Here is a 17535-nt window from a genome sequence, read left to right as displayed (position 1 = left end):
TCCAAAGTAAAGAAGTTCTGTATGTTGCTGTTTTAGAAAAGGTGCTGAGTAAGTGGCTATCGCCTTTGAGTGAGATTAACGCCAACCAAGACCCAAGGGTTGCCCTTAAGACCTATATTGAAGAAAAGTATAAAATCTCAAAAAAATCACCGGCAGCATCAAGACTGTATGCGTTAGAGATTATACAAGGGGCACCTCATTTGATGGCCGTATTAAAAGGCCATTTAAGGTCTTTGGTTTGTGAAAAAGTGGCAGTGATTGACGGCTGGATTGCAGATAACAAGATTAAGTCCGTGTCTGCCATCCATTTGATTTTTCATATTTGGGCGGTGACTCAGCACTATTCTGATTTTTCTATTCAAACTGAAGCGGTGTGTAATCATAGTTTGAGAAATAAGAAGTTCGCTAATGAGGCATTAAATACTAGCATTCAACTTCTGGTAGATAGTTTGATTCCGTGATTTGACATTATGAAGGTACAGCTATGTACCGAAACCCAAATAGTCGTGTCTGTATAGATAGTGACTTGGGAGAAATCAGCACCTGCAAGTGATGTTAGCAACTAAAGTAAGTAGTGATATAATGTCCTGATAATTAATATTTTATAGAAGGGTTACATTATGGCTCGTACCGCTAGCGCATTGCACATTTTAGTAAAACATAAAGAACAAGCTGAGGACATTATTGCCAAGCTTAAAAAAGGCGCTAAATTTGATGTACTGGCCAAACGATACTCAACTTGCCCATCAGGCAAAAAAGGTGGCAGCTTAGGTGAGTTTGGCAAAGGTGATATGGTGGGGCCATTCGATAAAGTTTGCTTTACCGGCGAACTATTTACCCCGCATTTAGTAAAGACCAAATTTGGCTGGCATGTCGTAAAAGTCCTTTATAGAACTTAAGCGTTGAAGCTCTGATTGTAAGCCACCTGAGCTATATCTCAAATGTTGTCCTGATTCATATATGATTTAACATCGTGATAATTATAGTAGTCAGGACTTGGTTTTTGGTCGACCTACCCATTCTAATCCTTACGTCAAAATCCCCTTATTTTATTTAAGCAGTATTTTACTTAAGCAGTTTTCTACGAGTTAAGGTCAAATAGTGAGGGGCGAAATAAGTTGTCATCAGCCTTTAAAACCTTTCGGTAGTTCAGGTGCAGGCAAGCGCTTCATATCAGAGTCAACATTATCGAAACGCTCATGACCATTATTCCAATCAACAATAGACTGTTCAATCTCAGCTTTATTATCAGCAACGAAGTTCCACCATAGTAGCACTTGGTTATTAAGCGGTTCGCCGCCGATAAACATGATACGTGTGCCCTTTTTGGCAGCCAGTTTGATACTTTTGTTATTGGCGACATCGCTATCATGAAAACGGAATAACTGATCTTGCTGACAGACCTTGCCTTCAGACTCTACCTCCCCTTCTGAAACCAAGATACCGTACTCAAAGTCTGACTCTAAATTTATTATGCCACTACAGGTACAATAAAAAGGATATATAATTGACGCATCTAAAATATGAGCAATAAAAACATGGATATCGAAGGCAATACTGCTGATCAAATAGAAATTATCTATGAAGATGAGTATATAGTAGCGATTAATAAAGAAGCTGGTCTGTTGGTGCATCGCAGTTGGCTGGACAAAGGCGAGACACGCTTTGCCATGCAGCTCACCCGTGATGCGGTAGGCTGTCATGTATTTCCAGTGCATAGGTTAGACAAACCTACATCAGGTGTATTGTTATTTGCCAAGAGCTCAGCCGTTGCACGTAGCCTTACCGAAGCGTTTACTGAACGCAAAGTGACTAAGCAATATTTGGCCGTGGTGCGCGGCTTTATGTCTGAACAAGGTACTGTTGATTATGCGTTGAGCTTTAAGCCTGATGCCATTGCCGATAAATTTGCCAACTTAGATAAACCTGCTCAAGAAGCGGTCACCCACTGGCAGAGTTTGGCACAAATTGAGCTGCCATTTGCAGTATCAAAGAAGCATGCCACTAGCCGCTATAGTCTGGTGCGCTTAACGCCTGAAACTGGGCGCAAACATCAGCTACGTCGGCATATGAGACATGTATTCCATCACATCGTGGGTGATACCAGTCACGGCGATATACGTCATACACGATTCTTTCGTACTCACTATGATTGCACGCGTATGTTGCTGCATGCACAGACTTTGGCACTCAGCCACCCCGTCACTGGTGAGCCACTAGTAATAACAGCGGGATTAGACGATCAATGGATACGTATCTTAGAAGAGTTCTCTTGGACAGATAGTGTTGAGGTTTAAGTCCCTAGTGGGGACTGGAAAAGACAACCTCTTATACTACGCTCCAAAATCTCAAATTTTTCAAAATATCTTTTTATCAAGTCATTAGTATCTTGTAGCACTGCGCATATAGGCCACTTAATGATAACTCGCCGTTTTTTGGTGATCATTTTATCAAAAACCTTTTGCACAGTTTTGTGACTACGCTCACGGATATTAGTCTCATTTAGACTTATGCGTTTTTTTGAGAGTTAAAGGATGATAAGAGAATAACAAACGCAGAGCACCATTTGATGCCCTGCGTTTGTTAAATTGAACTGTATTTACAGAACACTGCGTCTAAATTGTAGATAGGCCGCTGTGATCGCTGCCGCATCTTCTATCTGCGGATAATGACCTAACATAGGCATATTGGTTATATCAGCATTGGGTATCAGTTGACGATAACGATCAATCATATGCTGTCCTGAGATAGGATCTTTGGCACCTGCGATCAATTTCACCGGTACGGTACTGTTGATAATCGCGCCTACCCATCGCTCGCGGTACTGCTGACGTTGGGGCATATAATTAATCAGCTTATGCATCACACCCAACCCATCATTGTGACTTAACAGCTGCCATAGCGTGTCTATCACCTCTACTGTGGGCTGCGTGTCGGGGCCAAATATCCGTTGTAGACTGCCCGCAAATTTCTGCTTATTAATCAGCTTCGATACCAGAGGGCCTAATGGCGATAGCAGTAGTTTCTGTACCAAGATAGGTTTGTGCGTCTCAGGAAACAGACCACCGTTTAAGAAGCATGCGCTAGCGATGTGTCGCTCAGCGCTCCCTTCTACTTGTCTGGCTAGCAATTCCTGAGCCACTGTATCACCATAGTCATGCGCTAATATATGATAATCACTAACACCCAGTTTTTGCAAAACCGCTTGATAAATATCGGCCTGCTCACTGATTAGATAGCGCGCGCTTTTGGGTTTATCTGACAACCCAAACCCTAGCATATCGAGAGTGATGACATAATAATGTTCGGTTAGCGCATCCCACATACCCTCCCAGTCCCAACTGGCACTAGGATAACCATGAATCAATAGCAATACAGGCGCACTTTTATCCCCTGCATACCGAGTGAATATTTGATGCCCGTTAATGGATTCATATTGCCCCTGCCGTTGCCACTCATCAAGAGTTATCATTAGAGATTTACTCCTCAAATGATGGGTCAGTACGACGCAATTTCCTTAACAATGCAGGCCATGCGATGTCGCCATTCGCCCCTCGAGTCACTTGCTCTGATGCAGCTTGGATACCGGCCAATATTTGTGCTGGTATCGGCGTCAAGGCACCTCCTCCGCTCTGCGCTTTGATCTGAATCTCACAAGCTCTTTGCATGATATACATGTATAAGAACGCATTGGCAACCGTATCGGCACAAGTGAGCAGACCATGGTTACGCAAAATCATAAAGTGAGCATCACCTAAATCAGCAACCAAACGAACCTTTTCTTCAGGGTTTAATGCGACACCTTCGTAGTCGTGGTATGCCAAGTTAGATAGTGGAAATAATGATTGTTGCGAGATAGGTAGCAGGCCTTTTTCTTGCGCTGAGACGGCAACGCCATCATTTGTATGTAGATGGATAACGCAATGCGCATCGTCGCGAGCTTCGTGCACAGCACTATGAATGATAAATCCAGCTGGATTTACGTCAAACTCTGATGGCGCTACTTTCTCGCCTGCTTTATTAACCTTGACCAAACTAGAGGCGGTAATCTCTTCGAATAACATCCCGTACGGATTGATTAAAAACTCATCTTCAGTACCTGGTACGCGCGCAGAGATATGAGTGAATACCAGATCATCCCAACCATAAGAGGCAATCATTCGATAACAGGCGGCAAGATTTACGCGCATCTGCCACTCTTGTTCGCTCATATTATGGTGTACACTCGAGGTTGAATCGGTCGATGTTGCGGTTTGCATAGTTGCTTGCATGGTGTATTCCTTTACTGTGTTAGATATCCTGAATAATTACTTTACACCATTTCATAAAACCAAATCTGTCAAAAACATTACACTTATGAATATCAATCATTATTTAAATAACGACCCATGGTTTAGTCAATTACCAGCCATTGTGCAGCCGCTACTGGCAGGCGATGCGGTGTTAAAGGTATACCAAAAAGGTCAAATGATTCATGCCATCGGTGATAGCGATGATGCGGCGCTACACTTTGTCGTGTCGGGTACGATTAGAGTCTGTAATGTGAGCGCTAGTGGCCATGCTATGACACTGGCGCATCTATCTAGTGGCGAGTGGTTTGGTGAGATATCTATCATAGATGACAATCCTCGCACCCATGATGCGTGGACGATTAACAAAGTAACGCTCATCTCAATCCCTAGAAATCTGGTGATTCAAACAGCGCAGTTGCATCCGATTTTATATAAACACCTCGCGCTTATAACCTGCGAGCGAATCCGCCGAGCATTTGATTGGATTGATGATGCTACCTCACTCAATACCTCAGCGCGACTGGCTAGCATGCTGATTGGACTGATTGACACTTATGGACAGCAAATAGGAGACGATATCAAAATAGAACTGCGCTTATCGCAAGAAGAGCTTGGCTTTATGCTTGGCACTACCAGACAAACCATCAATAAAATTATTCAATCGTGGCAAAAACAAGGCCTTATCGATATGCACTATGGTTTTATCACCATAAAGGACAAACCTCAGTTAATGGCGATGATGAATCCTGCCTAACTTAAATGTATAAAATAATCTCAGAAAACACCTCAGCATCTAACTCATGATAGTTAGCATCAATCGCCTTAACATCTTCTTAACAGACCACTTGCTATGGTAAGGGATGACATTTCCTACCATCTGTTGAGAAGTATCTGTATGTCCATACCTCAAGTCATCAAGACCAATGTGCTCAAAGTTAAAGCACCCAACGCCAATACAAAGACCAGCTACCTTAGTAAGCTCTATGATCGTGAGATAAATCTCAGTTATCTCATTATCATCGTGGCTGTATATTTGGTAGCGACTGCAAATATTGGGTTTTTTGAGCAGGTGCTGGCGGTCTATCCATTTAGCAAAAACGTCGGCTTTATCCTGTCTATTACTGGTTTGTTATTTGGACTGATGTGGCTGGTATTACAGCTGCTGTGCTATCGCCCAATTGCCAAACCCGTACTGGCTACGCTACTGATTATCGCTGCCATCTGTGGTTATTTTACCGATGCTTACGGGACGATATTTGACACCAACATGCTGATCAACAGTCTGGAGACCGATCAAGCAGAGGCAATGGGGTTGTTTGCCCCCAGCATGGTCATTCGGGTGCTGCTACTGGGCGTGTTGCCAGCATTTATCATTAGCAAAATTCGTCTAAAACGCTTTACGTGGCAGCGAGGCATACTACAAAAGACAGCCACGTTGATATTGTCTATCGCGCTAATCGCAACGTGTCTTTTACCATTTGGTGACCAGTACGCCAGCTTCTTTCGTCAGCATAAACAAGTCCGTTCTTATGCTAACCCGATCACGCCTATTTACTCTACGATCAAACTTGGCGAAAACTATGTCAATGAGCTGCGCCGTCCTGATACTTTCACATTACATGCGACAGACGCAAAACGCGTGGCACCTGCTAATAGTGTTACTGGCGGCGGCAAACCAAAACTAATGGTATTTGTAGTTGGTGAAACCGCTCGAGCAGATCACTTCGGCTTGAACGGCTATACACGTAATACCACACCGCTGCTCTCAAAACAATCAGACCTCTATAGCTTTCAAAATGCCGTCTCCTGCGGCACCTCTACGGCCTACTCCGTACCTTGCATGTTCAGCTATGCAAATCGAACAGACTACGATATCGATACCGCCAAATATAATGAAAACGTACTCGATACGCTAAGCAAGCAAGGGATCAATGTCGTTTGGCGGGACAATAACTCTAGCTCAAAAGGCGTGGCTGATCGCGTTACTTTTGAAGACTACAAAACAGCTGATACAAACCCAAACTGTGATGTCGAATGCCGAGATATCGGCATGCTTGATGGGTTTGATAAACTGGTTAAATCAGGCAGCTCACAGAAAGAGATGCCAAAAGACACGCTTATTTTGCTGCATCAAATGGGTAATCACGGCCCCGCTTATTACCAGCGCTACCCTAAAGAATTTGAAAAATATAACCCTGTCTGCATGACCAATGAGCTGTCTAAATGTGATGCTCAGTCTGTGATAAATGGCTATGATAATGCGATTCGTTATACCGATTATTTTTTGAACAATGTGATTGATACGTTAAAGCCTTATGAGCAAGATTATGATGTGGTAATGGTATATATTAGTGATCATGGAGAAAGTTTGGGTGAAAATAATATCTACTTGCACGGCCTACCCTATAAGTTCGCACCCGATACCCAAAAACACGTGCCTACGATAGTTTGGTCGCCTAATAGCAATAGCATCGATACGGATAGTCTTTCTAGTATGGTCAATCAGCCAGTGTCACACGATTTTATTACCCCGACATTGCTTAGCTTTTTTGGTATTACGACCGATGAAGTCAAAGGTGAAGCAACCCTTTTCAAACTGTCCCATTCTAATTGATTGGTTAAAAGTGAGTTATTCCAAATAATTTATTAAAACAGCTCTCTACCTACGTTTTTATATTACTCGGTCCTTTTAGGTAACCACTATTTTTTAGGTCAGCATCATGTACAAGATACTCGTTATTGAAGACAACCCCGATATCGTGGCCAATATTTATGCTTTTTTTGAGCCAAAAGGGTTTGAGTTAGACAACGCGCATAACGGCTATAGCGGGCTAACACTTGCCTCAAACAATCGTTATGATGTGATACTACTCGATGTGATGCTGCCAGGTATGGATGGCACGCAGCTGTGCAAAAAACTCAGAGAAGAGTTGCATGACAAAACGCCTGTGCTAATGCTCACGGCTCGCGATACAATCTTGGATAAAGTGGCTGGGTTTGATAGCGGCGCTGATGATTATTTGGTCAAGCCGTTTTCGTTGGTTGAGCTGGAATGCCGTATCAAAGCGCTCATACGTCGCACCGAGGACGATCATTTTGCCCACAGTATTGCGGTCGGAGCGCTGTCCTTAAACAACAGTGAGCATACTATTATGCGTGAGGGACAATCACTGAAGCTTACCCCAACTGGCTTTAAAATATTGCATATCCTAATGAGTGCAGCGCCTAGAGTCGTCAGTAAAACTGAGATTGAAGAAAAAGTATGGGGACTAGACGTACCCAGTAGTGATGCACTGCGCACCCATATGCATAGCGTACGGGCGCAGGTTGATAAGCCATTTGACACACCCATGATAGTCACAGTACCTGGCGTGGGCTACCAAATTGTTGACCCTAATAAATCAGCAAGCGCGTAGTCATGGTTGCAGGATGAATTGAATAAACCTCATGTGACTTACTAACCGACTTACCATATCGTATTTATCGCTCTATTATATATAGCCCTGTTATATATCGCCTTCTTCTATTAGGTTGTCCCATGCCATGCTCAATATAGACTCGATAGCCAATAAGTTCAGACTGTCTTACTTCATATTCGCATTATTACTGTGCGCAGCTTTTGTCAGTATTTTCTTGTACGCGGAGAGCCGAATAGAGCAAGATTTGGTCAAGGCTCGCCTATTGCAGCAGCTAGAGCTTAGTCAAGAAAAGTATGGTGACCAGCCTATCTATGTCGCTGAACCAGGTATCAAGATTTATCGCTATGAAAAAGCACCTACTAGTTTACAAGCGATAGCCAATGACACGGTGCAAGAGACTTCTGTCACTGTTAATAAAGAATCTGGGGCAGGTCATGCCAACTTGCATCTTTTCGCCTACACCCAAGACGGTCAAACCTATATTTTGACTTACCTAGAAAACACCGAAATGGTGATGGGAAATTACCCAGTCTTGGCGATATTTGAGCACCTAGAAGACATATTTGCAGATACGCTAAAAGTAGCCGTGATTCTAAGCTTACTTATCGCCGCTATCTTCTCTCAGTTATCTTCCAAACAGATCATCAAGCCTTTATTGGATTTGAAGCAAGCCGTCGAGACCGATCATCATAACTTAAGCGATTTGACACACTTGCCATCTGAGGTTGGTGTCTTGGCACGGGCCATCGATGAGAAAAACCACAAGTTAGAGCAATATCTCAAGCGCGAGCAACTGTTTACTGGTGATGTCAGCCACGAGTTACGCACGCCGTTGACTATTATCATGGGGGCTTCCGAGGTGTTGGCCTCGCAACTAGACCCTGACAGCCACTTAAATGAGTTTACCAATCGCATTAGCACTACTGCCAAAGAAACTTCTGAGATTATCACTGCCCTGCTTCTACTATCGCGCGCGCCTGAAAAGTTAGACGCACCGCAAACCTCTATCAACAATATCGCTTTAGCAGAAATGCAGCGCCTAAAGTACTTGCTGCGGTATAAGTCTGTGACTTGTCAGATCATTGCTGAGCAGGAATATAGCGCTTACGTACGCCCCGAACTCCTAAAAATGGCATTGGGCAACCTCATTAAAAATGCGTTTCAATATACCGATGATGGCGAAGTGACCATTACTATCGATGACGAAAAAATCACGGTGACTGATACTGGCTTAGGTATTCCTGAGGCGATGATGCCTTTACTCTATGAACGGTTTGAGCGATTAGAGTCTCAGTATAAAGACGAGCAAACAATTCTGTTGTCAGAGCATGATACAAAACATAAGGTTGAAGGGTCAGGTCTAGGACTCAGTATCGTCCAGCGTATAATGTCGCATATGGGCTGGCAGCTCACTCACCAAGCCAATCGCTCAGGTGGTAGCACCTTTAGTATTTATTATAAATAACCTCGTGATAGTCCAAAGACATCTTCACCTCCCAATCATAATTGCTGATTGGGAAATGAAAAACTTAAACAACCATTATGCTTTATTCTCATCCCTCTATGTCCTCTTAACGTTTTCTTAACCTCTCCCGTCTTATACTCAGGCTATCTTAATTTTAATAGACCATTAAGAATGCCCTATGAAGCAAATCACTCATACCGACCTTATAGACCCATCAGCCGAGCATAGTTCTGTCAACCAAACAGCACATGATAGTGCACTCGCAGCTGATAGCTTTGCAAGTCATGCCAAAGGCAAAACGGGAATCCAACGCATTATAAAAGCCACTGGTTACTCTATAGATGGCTTTAAAGCCGCATATAAATTTGAAGCGGCTTTTAGACAAGTTGTGTGGCTCAACCTTGTACTGCTAGCTGCTGTCATCGTTATGCCTTTTGCGCTTGGTATAAAAATGATGCTGGTCGTCGCTTCTTTTTTGTCGTTGATTGTCGAGCTGCTCAATACAGGAATTGAAGCCTGTGTTGACCATACTTCAACCGCCAAACACCCGCTCGCAAAAATCGCAAAAGATGTCGGCTCTGCTGCACAGTTTTTGTCTTTATGTTTGTTACTGATCTTATGGGTAATGGCATTGTCTGTTCTATTTTATTAAAGCATGACAAGCACTCGCATATCAGCGCAAGGCATTGCTAGCACTATCTTAAGTAAACAATAAAACGAAAATCGTATTAAGATCTCTCAACATCTCACGTACGTTATTAGGTGTAGTCATGACTTCAAAAAAAAACGCAATGACTTGGGACTGGCTAAAACTACTGTGCGTCACCATCATGGCCACCTTAGTTTTTGAGCATAGCCAATTAGACGTACGTATCAGTGAGCTTTTTTATAACAATGGACACTGGCTACTCGAAAAAGGCGCGCAGCCTTATGCGTTTATCTTTTATGATTTACCCAAAGCGTTGTTGATTCTTTTGGCTGTCTATCTCATAGCCGTTTTAGTTATCAAGTACAGACAGTCAAGGCTTAATGCTACTGCCCTAACCTGTAATAAGCTCCATCGTAGTAAGCTTGATAGATTTCTACTTCCTTTATCTATGCGCGAGATTAGCTACCTACTAATTATATTAGCAGTTGTACCTGCTACCATTGCCACGCTCAAAGGCGTCACCCATGTCAGTTGCCCAAATGACTTAGTTATTTTTAATGGGGATTTGCCCTACCTCAATCTTTGGCAAAACATAGTAGCAGCAACGCCTGCCAGATGCTTTCCAGCGGCTCACGCCAGCGCAGGGTTTTCTTTATATGGACTGGTTTTTTTACCGACATTGAGAAAATACCGCTATCAGATAGTCATATCAGTAACTGTTTTGGGCTGGACAATGGGACTGTATAAAATGCTGTTTGGTGATCATTTCTTTAGCCATACATTGGTCTCAATGCTGCTGTCATTAACGATAGCCTGTGCGCTCGCAGCCCTGTTTTTTAAACAATCGATTAAGAATAAAACACACAGCACCAACGACGATAAAAGACATACTGGTATTAACTTGTCTAGCATTGAGCACTCTAACATTTAAATTCAGCACTTAGGTTCAGTACTTATGCATCAGTACTTAGCTTCAATAATTAGGTATCAATACTTATGCATTAATAGTTGGAATTGACGTTCGAATATAACAGAGCCGTTCGTCAACTCTTTACTAAAATAGCACTACTAAGTATTTGAAAAACCCTGTATAAATAATTAACAATCACTGGCTTATTGTTAAGCAAACGCACGGATAGCGCTTGTGAATAAGCTCTTCTATATCAATAGCCGGTAAAGGAATGTGGCTATGCGCTTGTTGTCTATTAGGCCAAAATCATCGCATATCTATTCTTTTCTGACCATTCCATTGCTGCTTATAGGCGCTACAAATAGCAATCAAGCGGCCAACTACACTATTAATCCTGCCAGCACTCATATTCGATTTGCTATCGAACGCTTTAAGAGTTCAGCCACGACTGGTGGCTTTTATAATATCAAAGGTCATTTGCAATACGATCCAAACCTAAGTATTGGCGATATCTCATTAATCATACCCATAAACTCCTTAAATACGGGCAATCCTTCTTTTAATAATAGTTTAACGGGGCCTGAATTTTTTGATATGCAGAGGTTTCCTTCAGCGCATTTTGAATCGACAAAATGGCATTTTAATCAAGATAAAAAAAGCCCTCAGGTCACTCGGGTAGATGGACAACTGACACTGCATGGCGAGACCCACCCAATTAGCCTGACCGCGACTAAGTTCGATTGTTATCTAAACACGAGCATCAGAAAAGATGTTTGCGGTGGCGAGTTCACTGCTACGATTAATCGCACAAAATGGAATATCAATAAATTCGCTTAGTTCGGACTGACCAAAAACCTTGACTTAAGTATCAAGGTCGAAGCAGCCAGACTATAGTATTTTTAATGTTTCGCCATTGTCTGAATGGATACTGGTAGTGATTTTCAGAAAGCTTAAAAAGGAATTAGACATGATTCATCGGTATTATAAGAGTATTGCGAAACCGCTTTCTGCAATCATGCCAGCATTGTCATTTTCTTCGATAATAACACTGACATTGGGATTCAGCTTAGTGTCTACCGTCGTGATGGCAGGCACTGTCAGTTTGCCAATAGACACTTTGCCCAGTCGAATAACCCTACCAAATGTCAGCCCTGCTAATAGTGCGCTTGCCAATCGCGGCGCTTACATAGCACGCAGCGCCGACTGTATGGCTTGCCACCGTGATGACTATAGTGGCGGCGTACCAATTGAGACGCCCATTGGCAATATCTACTCGACCAATATTACACCGTCAACGCGCTATGGCATCGGCAACTATACTGAATCTGACTTCAAAAAGGCTTTGCAAAAAGGTCGTGCACCCAATCATCAGATTTATCCTGCGATGCCTTACCCGTCCTATCATGGCATGACAGATGAGGATATCAGCGCCTTATTTGCGTACTTTCAGACCGTTGCTATCGTAGACAAACCACCTGAAAAAACCACTCATTTGCCTTTCCCGTTAAATATTCGTAGCTTAATGCTGGCATGGAATGTCATCAAAGTGCCCTCTACTGAAAATCGCTCAGGACTGACACAAACCCAGCAGCGCGGTGAGTATCTGGTCAATAACTTAGAGCACTGCGGTACCTGTCATACGCCGCGCAACTTAACTCAAGGCCTTGATAAAGATCGTTATTTATCTGGCGCACCACTTGGTAAATGGTTTGCACCAAATATCACCCCTGACAACGACACAGGGATTGGTCGTTGGAGCGAAATGGATATCGTGACTTACCTGCGTACAGGCACCCTTGATAAGCGCGCTTACGCGGGCGGCCCGATGGCAGAAGCTGTGGCGCACAGTACGCGTTATCTCACTGATGAAGACCTGATCGCAATGGCTGACTACTTAAAAGTCGTGCCAGCCATTAAGACCGATGATTATTTGATACCTGTCAATGTCTCTCGTCTACCGCAACCAGTCAGTAACTCGATTATTTACGACTTACTTGAGCAAAAAGACTATCTGGCGCATGCCAAAACCAATATTGCCAATAGTTCCAACAATAGCGGTCTGAACAGCAATTCGCCAAAAGATTTATATCTCATCCATTGCGCCAGTTGTCATGGGGTCGATGGTTACGCACAGCCCGATGCCCGCTATGCCTCCATCGTTGGTTTGAGTAGTATTCGCCGCGTAAAACCTGATGCACTCATTGGCGTCATTGCATTTGGGGCAAAAGGTGCATTTAACACAGCACCAAAAATGCCCGGCTTTTCAAAAGATTTAAGCCCTACACAAATCGCTAGTATCACTAACTATGTACGAGTCACATTTGGTGGTCTACCAGGCAGCGATGTCAGCGCGGCCGATGTCACGCGTGTGATAAAAGAAAAAAGCTAACCCTAAAACCAACTATAAAAATGCGCTCTAATCTTCGCTTTTTATAATGATGCAAAGACTTAGCACGATAAAGATAATCCTATGAATGACCTGCTCCAATCTCCCACGCGTCGGCAACTGCTCTCCATGATTGGCAAGACCGCAGGCGCAACTGCGATGTATCAAGCGATGACCACGTTGGGGTTTGCATCCGAGTCGAGCTTTAACGAAGAAATGAATCTGAAAGGCGCACCTGCTGGTGCCAGTATCGTGATTTTGGGTGCAGGATTGGCCGGGCTGACTGCCGCCTATGAGCTACGCAAAGCAGGCTACAAAGTGACCGTGCTTGAGTACCAAAATCGTGGCGGCGGACGTAGCTGGACACTCAACAGCGGTGATAAATATACAGAGCTGGGCGGTGCTGAGGTCACTTGCGACTTTAAAAAAGGCAATTACTTTAATGGTGGTCCATGGCGATTGCCTATCCATCACTACGCGGTCTTTCATTACTGCAAAAAGTTTGGCGTCGCATTGCAGCCATTTATCCAAACCAATGATCGCGCTTATCTACACCGTACCAATCACTTTAACGGCGCGCCGCAGCGCTTGGGTGAAGTGCAGAGTGATATTCGCGGTTATGTGTCAGAACTGCTGTCCAAAGCCGTCAATAAAGGCAGTCTCGACAGTAGCGTTGATAAAGAGGACAAAGAAAAACTACTCGAAGGGCTAAAGAGTTGGGGCGTTCTGGACAATAACTATCGCTATGTCAAAAGCCATGAAACTGGCAAGCATCGCGGCTACAGTGTGTATCCGGGTGGTGGATTGATGCCTGATGCCAAGCCATCAACGCCTATACCGATGGATAAGCTACTAGACTCAGGCATGTGGTCGGACATTTATAGCAACTATACTGTGCATGTGCATCAACCAACGATGTTTCAGCCTGTCGGCGGTATGGGAAAAATCGGTGATGCGTTTACGCGTGAGTGTCGCGAGATGATTACCTTCAATGCCAAAGTCACCAAGATCAATCAAGACGAGACGGGCGTCACCGTTGATTATGTTGATAGCAATAGCCCTGACGGTGCCACCAAAACCGTGCGCGCAGATTGGTGCATTTGTACAATTCCTTTATCCATATTGACTCAAATTGATATCAACGTCTCCGCTCCGATGAAAAAAGCAATGGCAGCCGTCCCTTATGACAGCTCATATAAAGTCGGTTTGGAGTTCAAACGGCGCTTCTGGGAAGAGGACGAGTGGATCTATGGCGGCATCACTTATACTGATCTGCCGATCACCCAAATCTCCTATCCGTCACAAGATATGTTTAGTACAGGCTCTGGTGTGTTACTTGGCGCTTACGGATTTGGCGAAACCTCGTATAAATTTAACTCGTTAACACCCAAGGAACGTATCAATGCGGCGCTCGCCTATGGCAAACAGATTCATCCGCAATATACCAAAGAGTTCCGCTCGGGCACATCCGTCGCATGGCACCGTATCCCTTGGTCGCTTGGTTGTTATGGTATCTGGAGCGAATCCAGTCGTGAGCAGTATTACGAAACACTCTGCGAGATTGACCACCGCATCGTACTGGCAGGTGAGCATTGCTCGCACATTCCTGCGTGGCAAGAAGGGGCAATATTATCTGGTATGGATGCGGCTAAACGCTTGCATCAAAAGGCCAAAAAGCTTGGATAGCAGTGTCTTTTTAATAAGCTTTTGGATAACCAGTCTGGCGTTGAAGCAAGGATGATAACAATGAGACTAGGCATATTAGGAATAATCATGAATATGGTGACAGTAAACCCATTTAAATCGTCTAGCTCGCTCAGCTCGAGTAAGGCAATAATGATGCTCATGATTGGCGGGTCAATCGCATTAACAACGTTGTCAGGCTGTAGTCAATATAAGGCAAAAAACGCAGCCACTATCGCCAGCCCGCAAACAGCGCCCATGCTATTTGGCAACAGTTTTGACAATCAGGCCAGTCGCAATCAAGGTGCATGGGGCGGCGTATATATGTCCAAAGCAGAATTGGCTGAACCCACCAGCAACATTGTCGATGTACGCTCAATACCAAAAATGAGCGATGATGCTAGCATGCAGCAGTGGCTCACTAAATTTGAAGGCAGCATACAAGGTAAAACTGGGTTCTTTACGATCAATGGCAAAAAGCTCTACGATGACTCTTGTGCAGGTTGTCATATGCAAAAAGGTGAAGGCGCGCAAGGCACAGGCTACTATCCACCACTGGCAAATAATAGCAAGATGCAATCGAAGTACTATATTATTAGTGTCGTTATCAATGGCCTGCGCGGTATGCCATCGTTCCACCGTATGATGAATGACGAGCAAATAGCAGCTGTCACACAATACGTGCATAGCGATCTAAATAGCTTCACTGATACAGTAACTACTGCTAATGTCGCACAGCTACGCCATGACTTCCCACCAGGATCAGACCCTAGTGAGTAAGTAAAATACACTATAAGCTAGCTACCTTACAAAGTATTCGAACTCTTATGCCTAGCTTTAACTACGCTTAGGCGGCACTGAATATGTGCCGACTACATGAGCCACCACATCATCAGACCCTTCCGAATAAAGAGATACCTCACCTACTATCAACGTACGTCCCACTTTCAATAAAGTACACTCGGCGATAATACGAGAGTCCGCTGATGGCTTACGCAAAAAATTGATGGTCAAACTCGTCGTCACCGTTAATGGGACTATACCGATTCTTCCGAGTATCGCGACATAAATAGCCACATCAGCGACGGCCATCATGACAGGGCCCGAGACTGTGCCACCGGGACGCAACTCATTTATGCCAATCTCGTGCGATAAGGTCGCACCATTTTCATTGACCGCCTCAACGACGCATTTGGTTTGTGGAAACTCCAATGCCATAAAGGCGCTGATTTCTTCTTTGGTTGCAGACATAAGGCTTCCTTGAATTGAACTGTCCATGTTGATTCGATTAATACATTTATACGATCATTACTAGTTGGCAAAATCGAAACTATTTTTACCTATGTTACGATGCTCTTTTAATACTCTGAACTACGTACCGACTATACATATATCAATGTATCACGGGCGTGCCTTCTGTACTAAAGGCAAATCCCTTATTGCTAAAGTTACCGATCATGACCGCTTCTATCACTGGTCTGACGGTTTCATCCACACCTTCGACTTCGATGATAAAGTTGGCACCAGAACCGCCTTTATCCTCTTCTTTTTCGACGATATAGTTAAGCGTCGCCATCGCTGGTAGCTCGATAGGCTTATCTAGATATGATTTGACCAATGCTCCATCTGTATCGTAATAATCAATTTTATTGATATACAGTGACTTTTTGAGCGTGGTGTTACGTACACTCAGCGTGGCCGATAGCAGCACTTTGCGTGCGTCTCTATCGGTATAGATATCAGAATAAATCGGTACATAAAAGGTTTGCTTGTAACCAAACTGACTGTGATCCACGTCTGAGGTAATCGCCAACTCTTTAATCGGGTCTTTTTGATGCTCAGACAGAAGAACGTTCGGGTCTTGCGCGGACTGATCACAACCTGACAGTAGTGCCATTATAGCGATCAGTAGGACAGATATACTTCGCTTATTCATAATCATTTCCCTATACCTTCTGGTATCACTGCGATGACAAGCTGCTATTTGATTTTCACACCCACACTACGTAAGAACTGATTGATGTGTTTGTTGGCACCATAGATCACCAGTACATCGCGCTCTTGCAATACTTGCTCAGGCGTCGCCAAACCTTGAATACTAGGCTTGCTCTGCGTACGACCAAAACTGTCTTCATAATACTCATAGCGCAACGTACTAAGCAATCGGATATTAAACTTTTGCTCTAACTGTAAGTCGTCAACGGTCTTACCAATCAGCACATTTGGAATCTTAATCTCTACCATGCTGAAGTTATCGCTCAATTCGAACGAATCGACAAAATAACGTAGTGACAGACGCTTGGCCCAGCGATTGGCCGCTTCTTTTTCAGGGTGAATCAAATCATCCACACCGATGGCTTGTAGGACTTTTTCATGTAGCGGATTGATACTACGGCTGATCAAACGTTTTGCTTTTAACGTCTTAAACAGCGCCGTTGCCATGACATTAGCGCCTTGATCTTCGCCAATTGCCACGATGACAATATCGGTATCAACGATTGGTAATCCGCTAACCGTATACTCGTCCGTGGCATCCATACACAACGTATGAGAAATCACTTCTTTATACGCTTCAACCCGTTGCATACTACTATCAATAGCAATCACTTCATGCCCTTGACTGGTCAATGCCGATCCTAACGATGCACCGAAATTTCCTAGCCCTACGATGATGTACTTCATAACTTAAACAACCTTTTTTAGTATTTTTTTGCTATTTATTAAGAACGAC

The 17535-nt window shown here is 43.7% G+C and carries 19 protein-coding genes; 13 read left to right on the top strand and 6 right to left on the bottom strand.

Features of this window, described 5'->3' with window-relative positions:
- Positions 1-41 precede the first annotated feature (41 nt).
- Together CXF69_RS08620 and CXF69_RS08615 are read left to right on the top strand one after the other, a co-directional pair.
- On the top strand, positions 42-461 hold the full coding sequence (locus tag CXF69_RS08620) for a TetR family transcriptional regulator C-terminal domain-containing protein (RefSeq protein WP_228706765.1): 420 nt from the start codon (positions 42-44) through the stop codon (positions 459-461).
- Positions 462-620: 159 nt separating this feature from the next.
- Positions 621-899, top strand: a complete 279-nt coding sequence (locus tag CXF69_RS08615) for a peptidylprolyl isomerase (protein ID WP_102078430.1) — start codon at positions 621-623, stop codon at positions 897-899.
- Positions 900-1124: 225 nt separating this feature from the next.
- Here CXF69_RS08615 and CXF69_RS14500 read toward each other — a convergent pair whose 3' ends face one another.
- The gene (locus CXF69_RS14500) at positions 1125-1634 is read right to left on the bottom strand and encodes a pirin-like C-terminal cupin domain-containing protein (protein WP_102078431.1); all 510 of its coding nucleotides are present in this window, start codon (positions 1632-1634) and stop codon (positions 1125-1127) included.
- Here CXF69_RS14500 and truC point away from each other — a divergent pair.
- Positions 1524-2297 (top strand): tRNA pseudouridine(65) synthase TruC, encoded by a 774-nt coding sequence (truC, locus tag CXF69_RS08605; protein ID WP_416375001.1) that lies wholly within the window; start codon positions 1524-1526, stop codon positions 2295-2297. The two genes, CXF69_RS14500 and truC, sit on opposite strands and share 111 nt — an antisense overlap.
- 302 nt (positions 2298-2599) lie before the next feature.
- Here truC and CXF69_RS08600 read toward each other — a convergent pair whose 3' ends face one another.
- Both CXF69_RS08600 and CXF69_RS08595 read right to left on the bottom strand, forming a co-directional pair.
- Positions 2600-3472, bottom strand: coding sequence for an alpha/beta fold hydrolase (locus CXF69_RS08600; protein WP_102078433.1), 873 nt, complete (start codon positions 3470-3472; stop codon positions 2600-2602).
- 7 nt (positions 3473-3479) lie between these two features.
- On the bottom strand, positions 3480-4271 hold the full coding sequence (locus CXF69_RS08595) for a class II aldolase/adducin family protein (RefSeq protein ID WP_228706760.1): 792 nt from the start codon (positions 4269-4271) through the stop codon (positions 3480-3482).
- Positions 4272-4356: 85 nt separating this feature from the next.
- Here CXF69_RS08595 and CXF69_RS08590 point away from each other — a divergent pair, with 85 nt between their 5' ends.
- The 10 genes from CXF69_RS08590 (at position 4357) to CXF69_RS08545 (ending at position 15584) form a co-directional block, all read left to right on the top strand.
- Positions 4357-5046: a Crp/Fnr family transcriptional regulator gene (locus CXF69_RS08590; protein WP_180952640.1), complete on the top strand. Its 690-nt coding sequence runs from the start codon at positions 4357-4359 to the stop codon at positions 5044-5046.
- 141 nt (positions 5047-5187) lie between these two features.
- Positions 5188-6906 carry a phosphoethanolamine transferase gene (locus CXF69_RS08585; RefSeq protein ID WP_102078435.1) on the top strand — a complete coding sequence of 573 codons (1719 nt, stop codon included), beginning with the start codon at positions 5188-5190 and terminating at the stop codon, positions 6904-6906.
- 106 nt (positions 6907-7012) lie between these two features.
- Positions 7013-7708, top strand: coding sequence for a response regulator transcription factor (locus CXF69_RS08580; RefSeq protein ID WP_102078436.1), 696 nt, complete (start codon positions 7013-7015; stop codon positions 7706-7708).
- A gap of 127 nt (positions 7709-7835) precedes the next feature.
- Positions 7836-9176: a sensor histidine kinase gene (locus CXF69_RS08575; protein ID WP_102078437.1), complete on the top strand. Its 1341-nt coding sequence runs from the start codon at positions 7836-7838 to the stop codon at positions 9174-9176.
- 178 nt (positions 9177-9354) lie between these two features.
- Positions 9355-9828: a diacylglycerol kinase gene (locus CXF69_RS08570; protein WP_102078438.1), complete on the top strand. Its 474-nt coding sequence runs from the start codon at positions 9355-9357 to the stop codon at positions 9826-9828.
- A 118-nt stretch (positions 9829-9946) separates the two neighbouring features.
- Positions 9947-10756, top strand: coding sequence for a PAP2 family lipid A phosphatase (locus CXF69_RS08565; protein ID WP_102078439.1), 810 nt, complete (start codon positions 9947-9949; stop codon positions 10754-10756).
- Between the two features lie 258 nt (positions 10757-11014).
- Complete coding sequence (locus CXF69_RS08560) at positions 11015-11572, top strand: YceI family protein (protein WP_102078440.1); 558 nt, start codon at positions 11015-11017, stop codon at positions 11570-11572.
- Positions 11573-11750: 178 nt separating this feature from the next.
- Complete coding sequence (locus CXF69_RS08555; RefSeq protein WP_102078445.1) at positions 11751-13124, top strand: cytochrome c; 1374 nt, start codon at positions 11751-11753, stop codon at positions 13122-13124.
- Positions 13125-13205: 81 nt separating this feature from the next.
- Positions 13206-14807 carry a flavin monoamine oxidase family protein gene (locus tag CXF69_RS08550; protein ID WP_102078441.1) on the top strand — a complete coding sequence of 534 codons (1602 nt, stop codon included), beginning with the start codon at positions 13206-13208 and terminating at the stop codon, positions 14805-14807.
- An 87-nt stretch (positions 14808-14894) separates the two neighbouring features.
- Positions 14895-15584: a c-type cytochrome gene (locus CXF69_RS08545; RefSeq protein ID WP_404944623.1), complete on the top strand. Its 690-nt coding sequence runs from the start codon at positions 14895-14897 to the stop codon at positions 15582-15584.
- A 57-nt stretch (positions 15585-15641) separates the two neighbouring features.
- Here the strand turns inward: CXF69_RS08545 and CXF69_RS08540 are convergent, their stop codons facing one another.
- The 3 genes from CXF69_RS08540 to CXF69_RS08530 form a co-directional block, all read right to left on the bottom strand.
- Positions 15642-16055 carry a PaaI family thioesterase gene (locus tag CXF69_RS08540; RefSeq protein WP_101206341.1) on the bottom strand — a complete coding sequence of 138 codons (414 nt, stop codon included), beginning with the start codon at positions 16053-16055 and terminating at the stop codon, positions 15642-15644.
- A 142-nt stretch (positions 16056-16197) separates the two neighbouring features.
- A complete protein-coding gene (locus CXF69_RS08535) occupies positions 16198-16740 on the bottom strand; it encodes a DUF3124 domain-containing protein (RefSeq protein ID WP_101206454.1) in 543 nt (180 codons plus the stop codon).
- A 44-nt stretch (positions 16741-16784) separates the two neighbouring features.
- Complete coding sequence (locus CXF69_RS08530; protein ID WP_057761091.1) at positions 16785-17486, bottom strand: potassium channel family protein; 702 nt, start codon at positions 17484-17486, stop codon at positions 16785-16787.
- Positions 17487-17535 lie beyond the last annotated feature (49 nt).

It is taken from the genome of Psychrobacter sp. Choline-02u-9 (genome assembly GCF_002836505.1).
Lineage (GTDB): Bacteria > Pseudomonadota > Gammaproteobacteria > Pseudomonadales > Moraxellaceae > Psychrobacter.
Note: the sequence above shows the minus strand (reverse complement) of the source record. Positions and strands in the feature narration are given on the sequence as shown.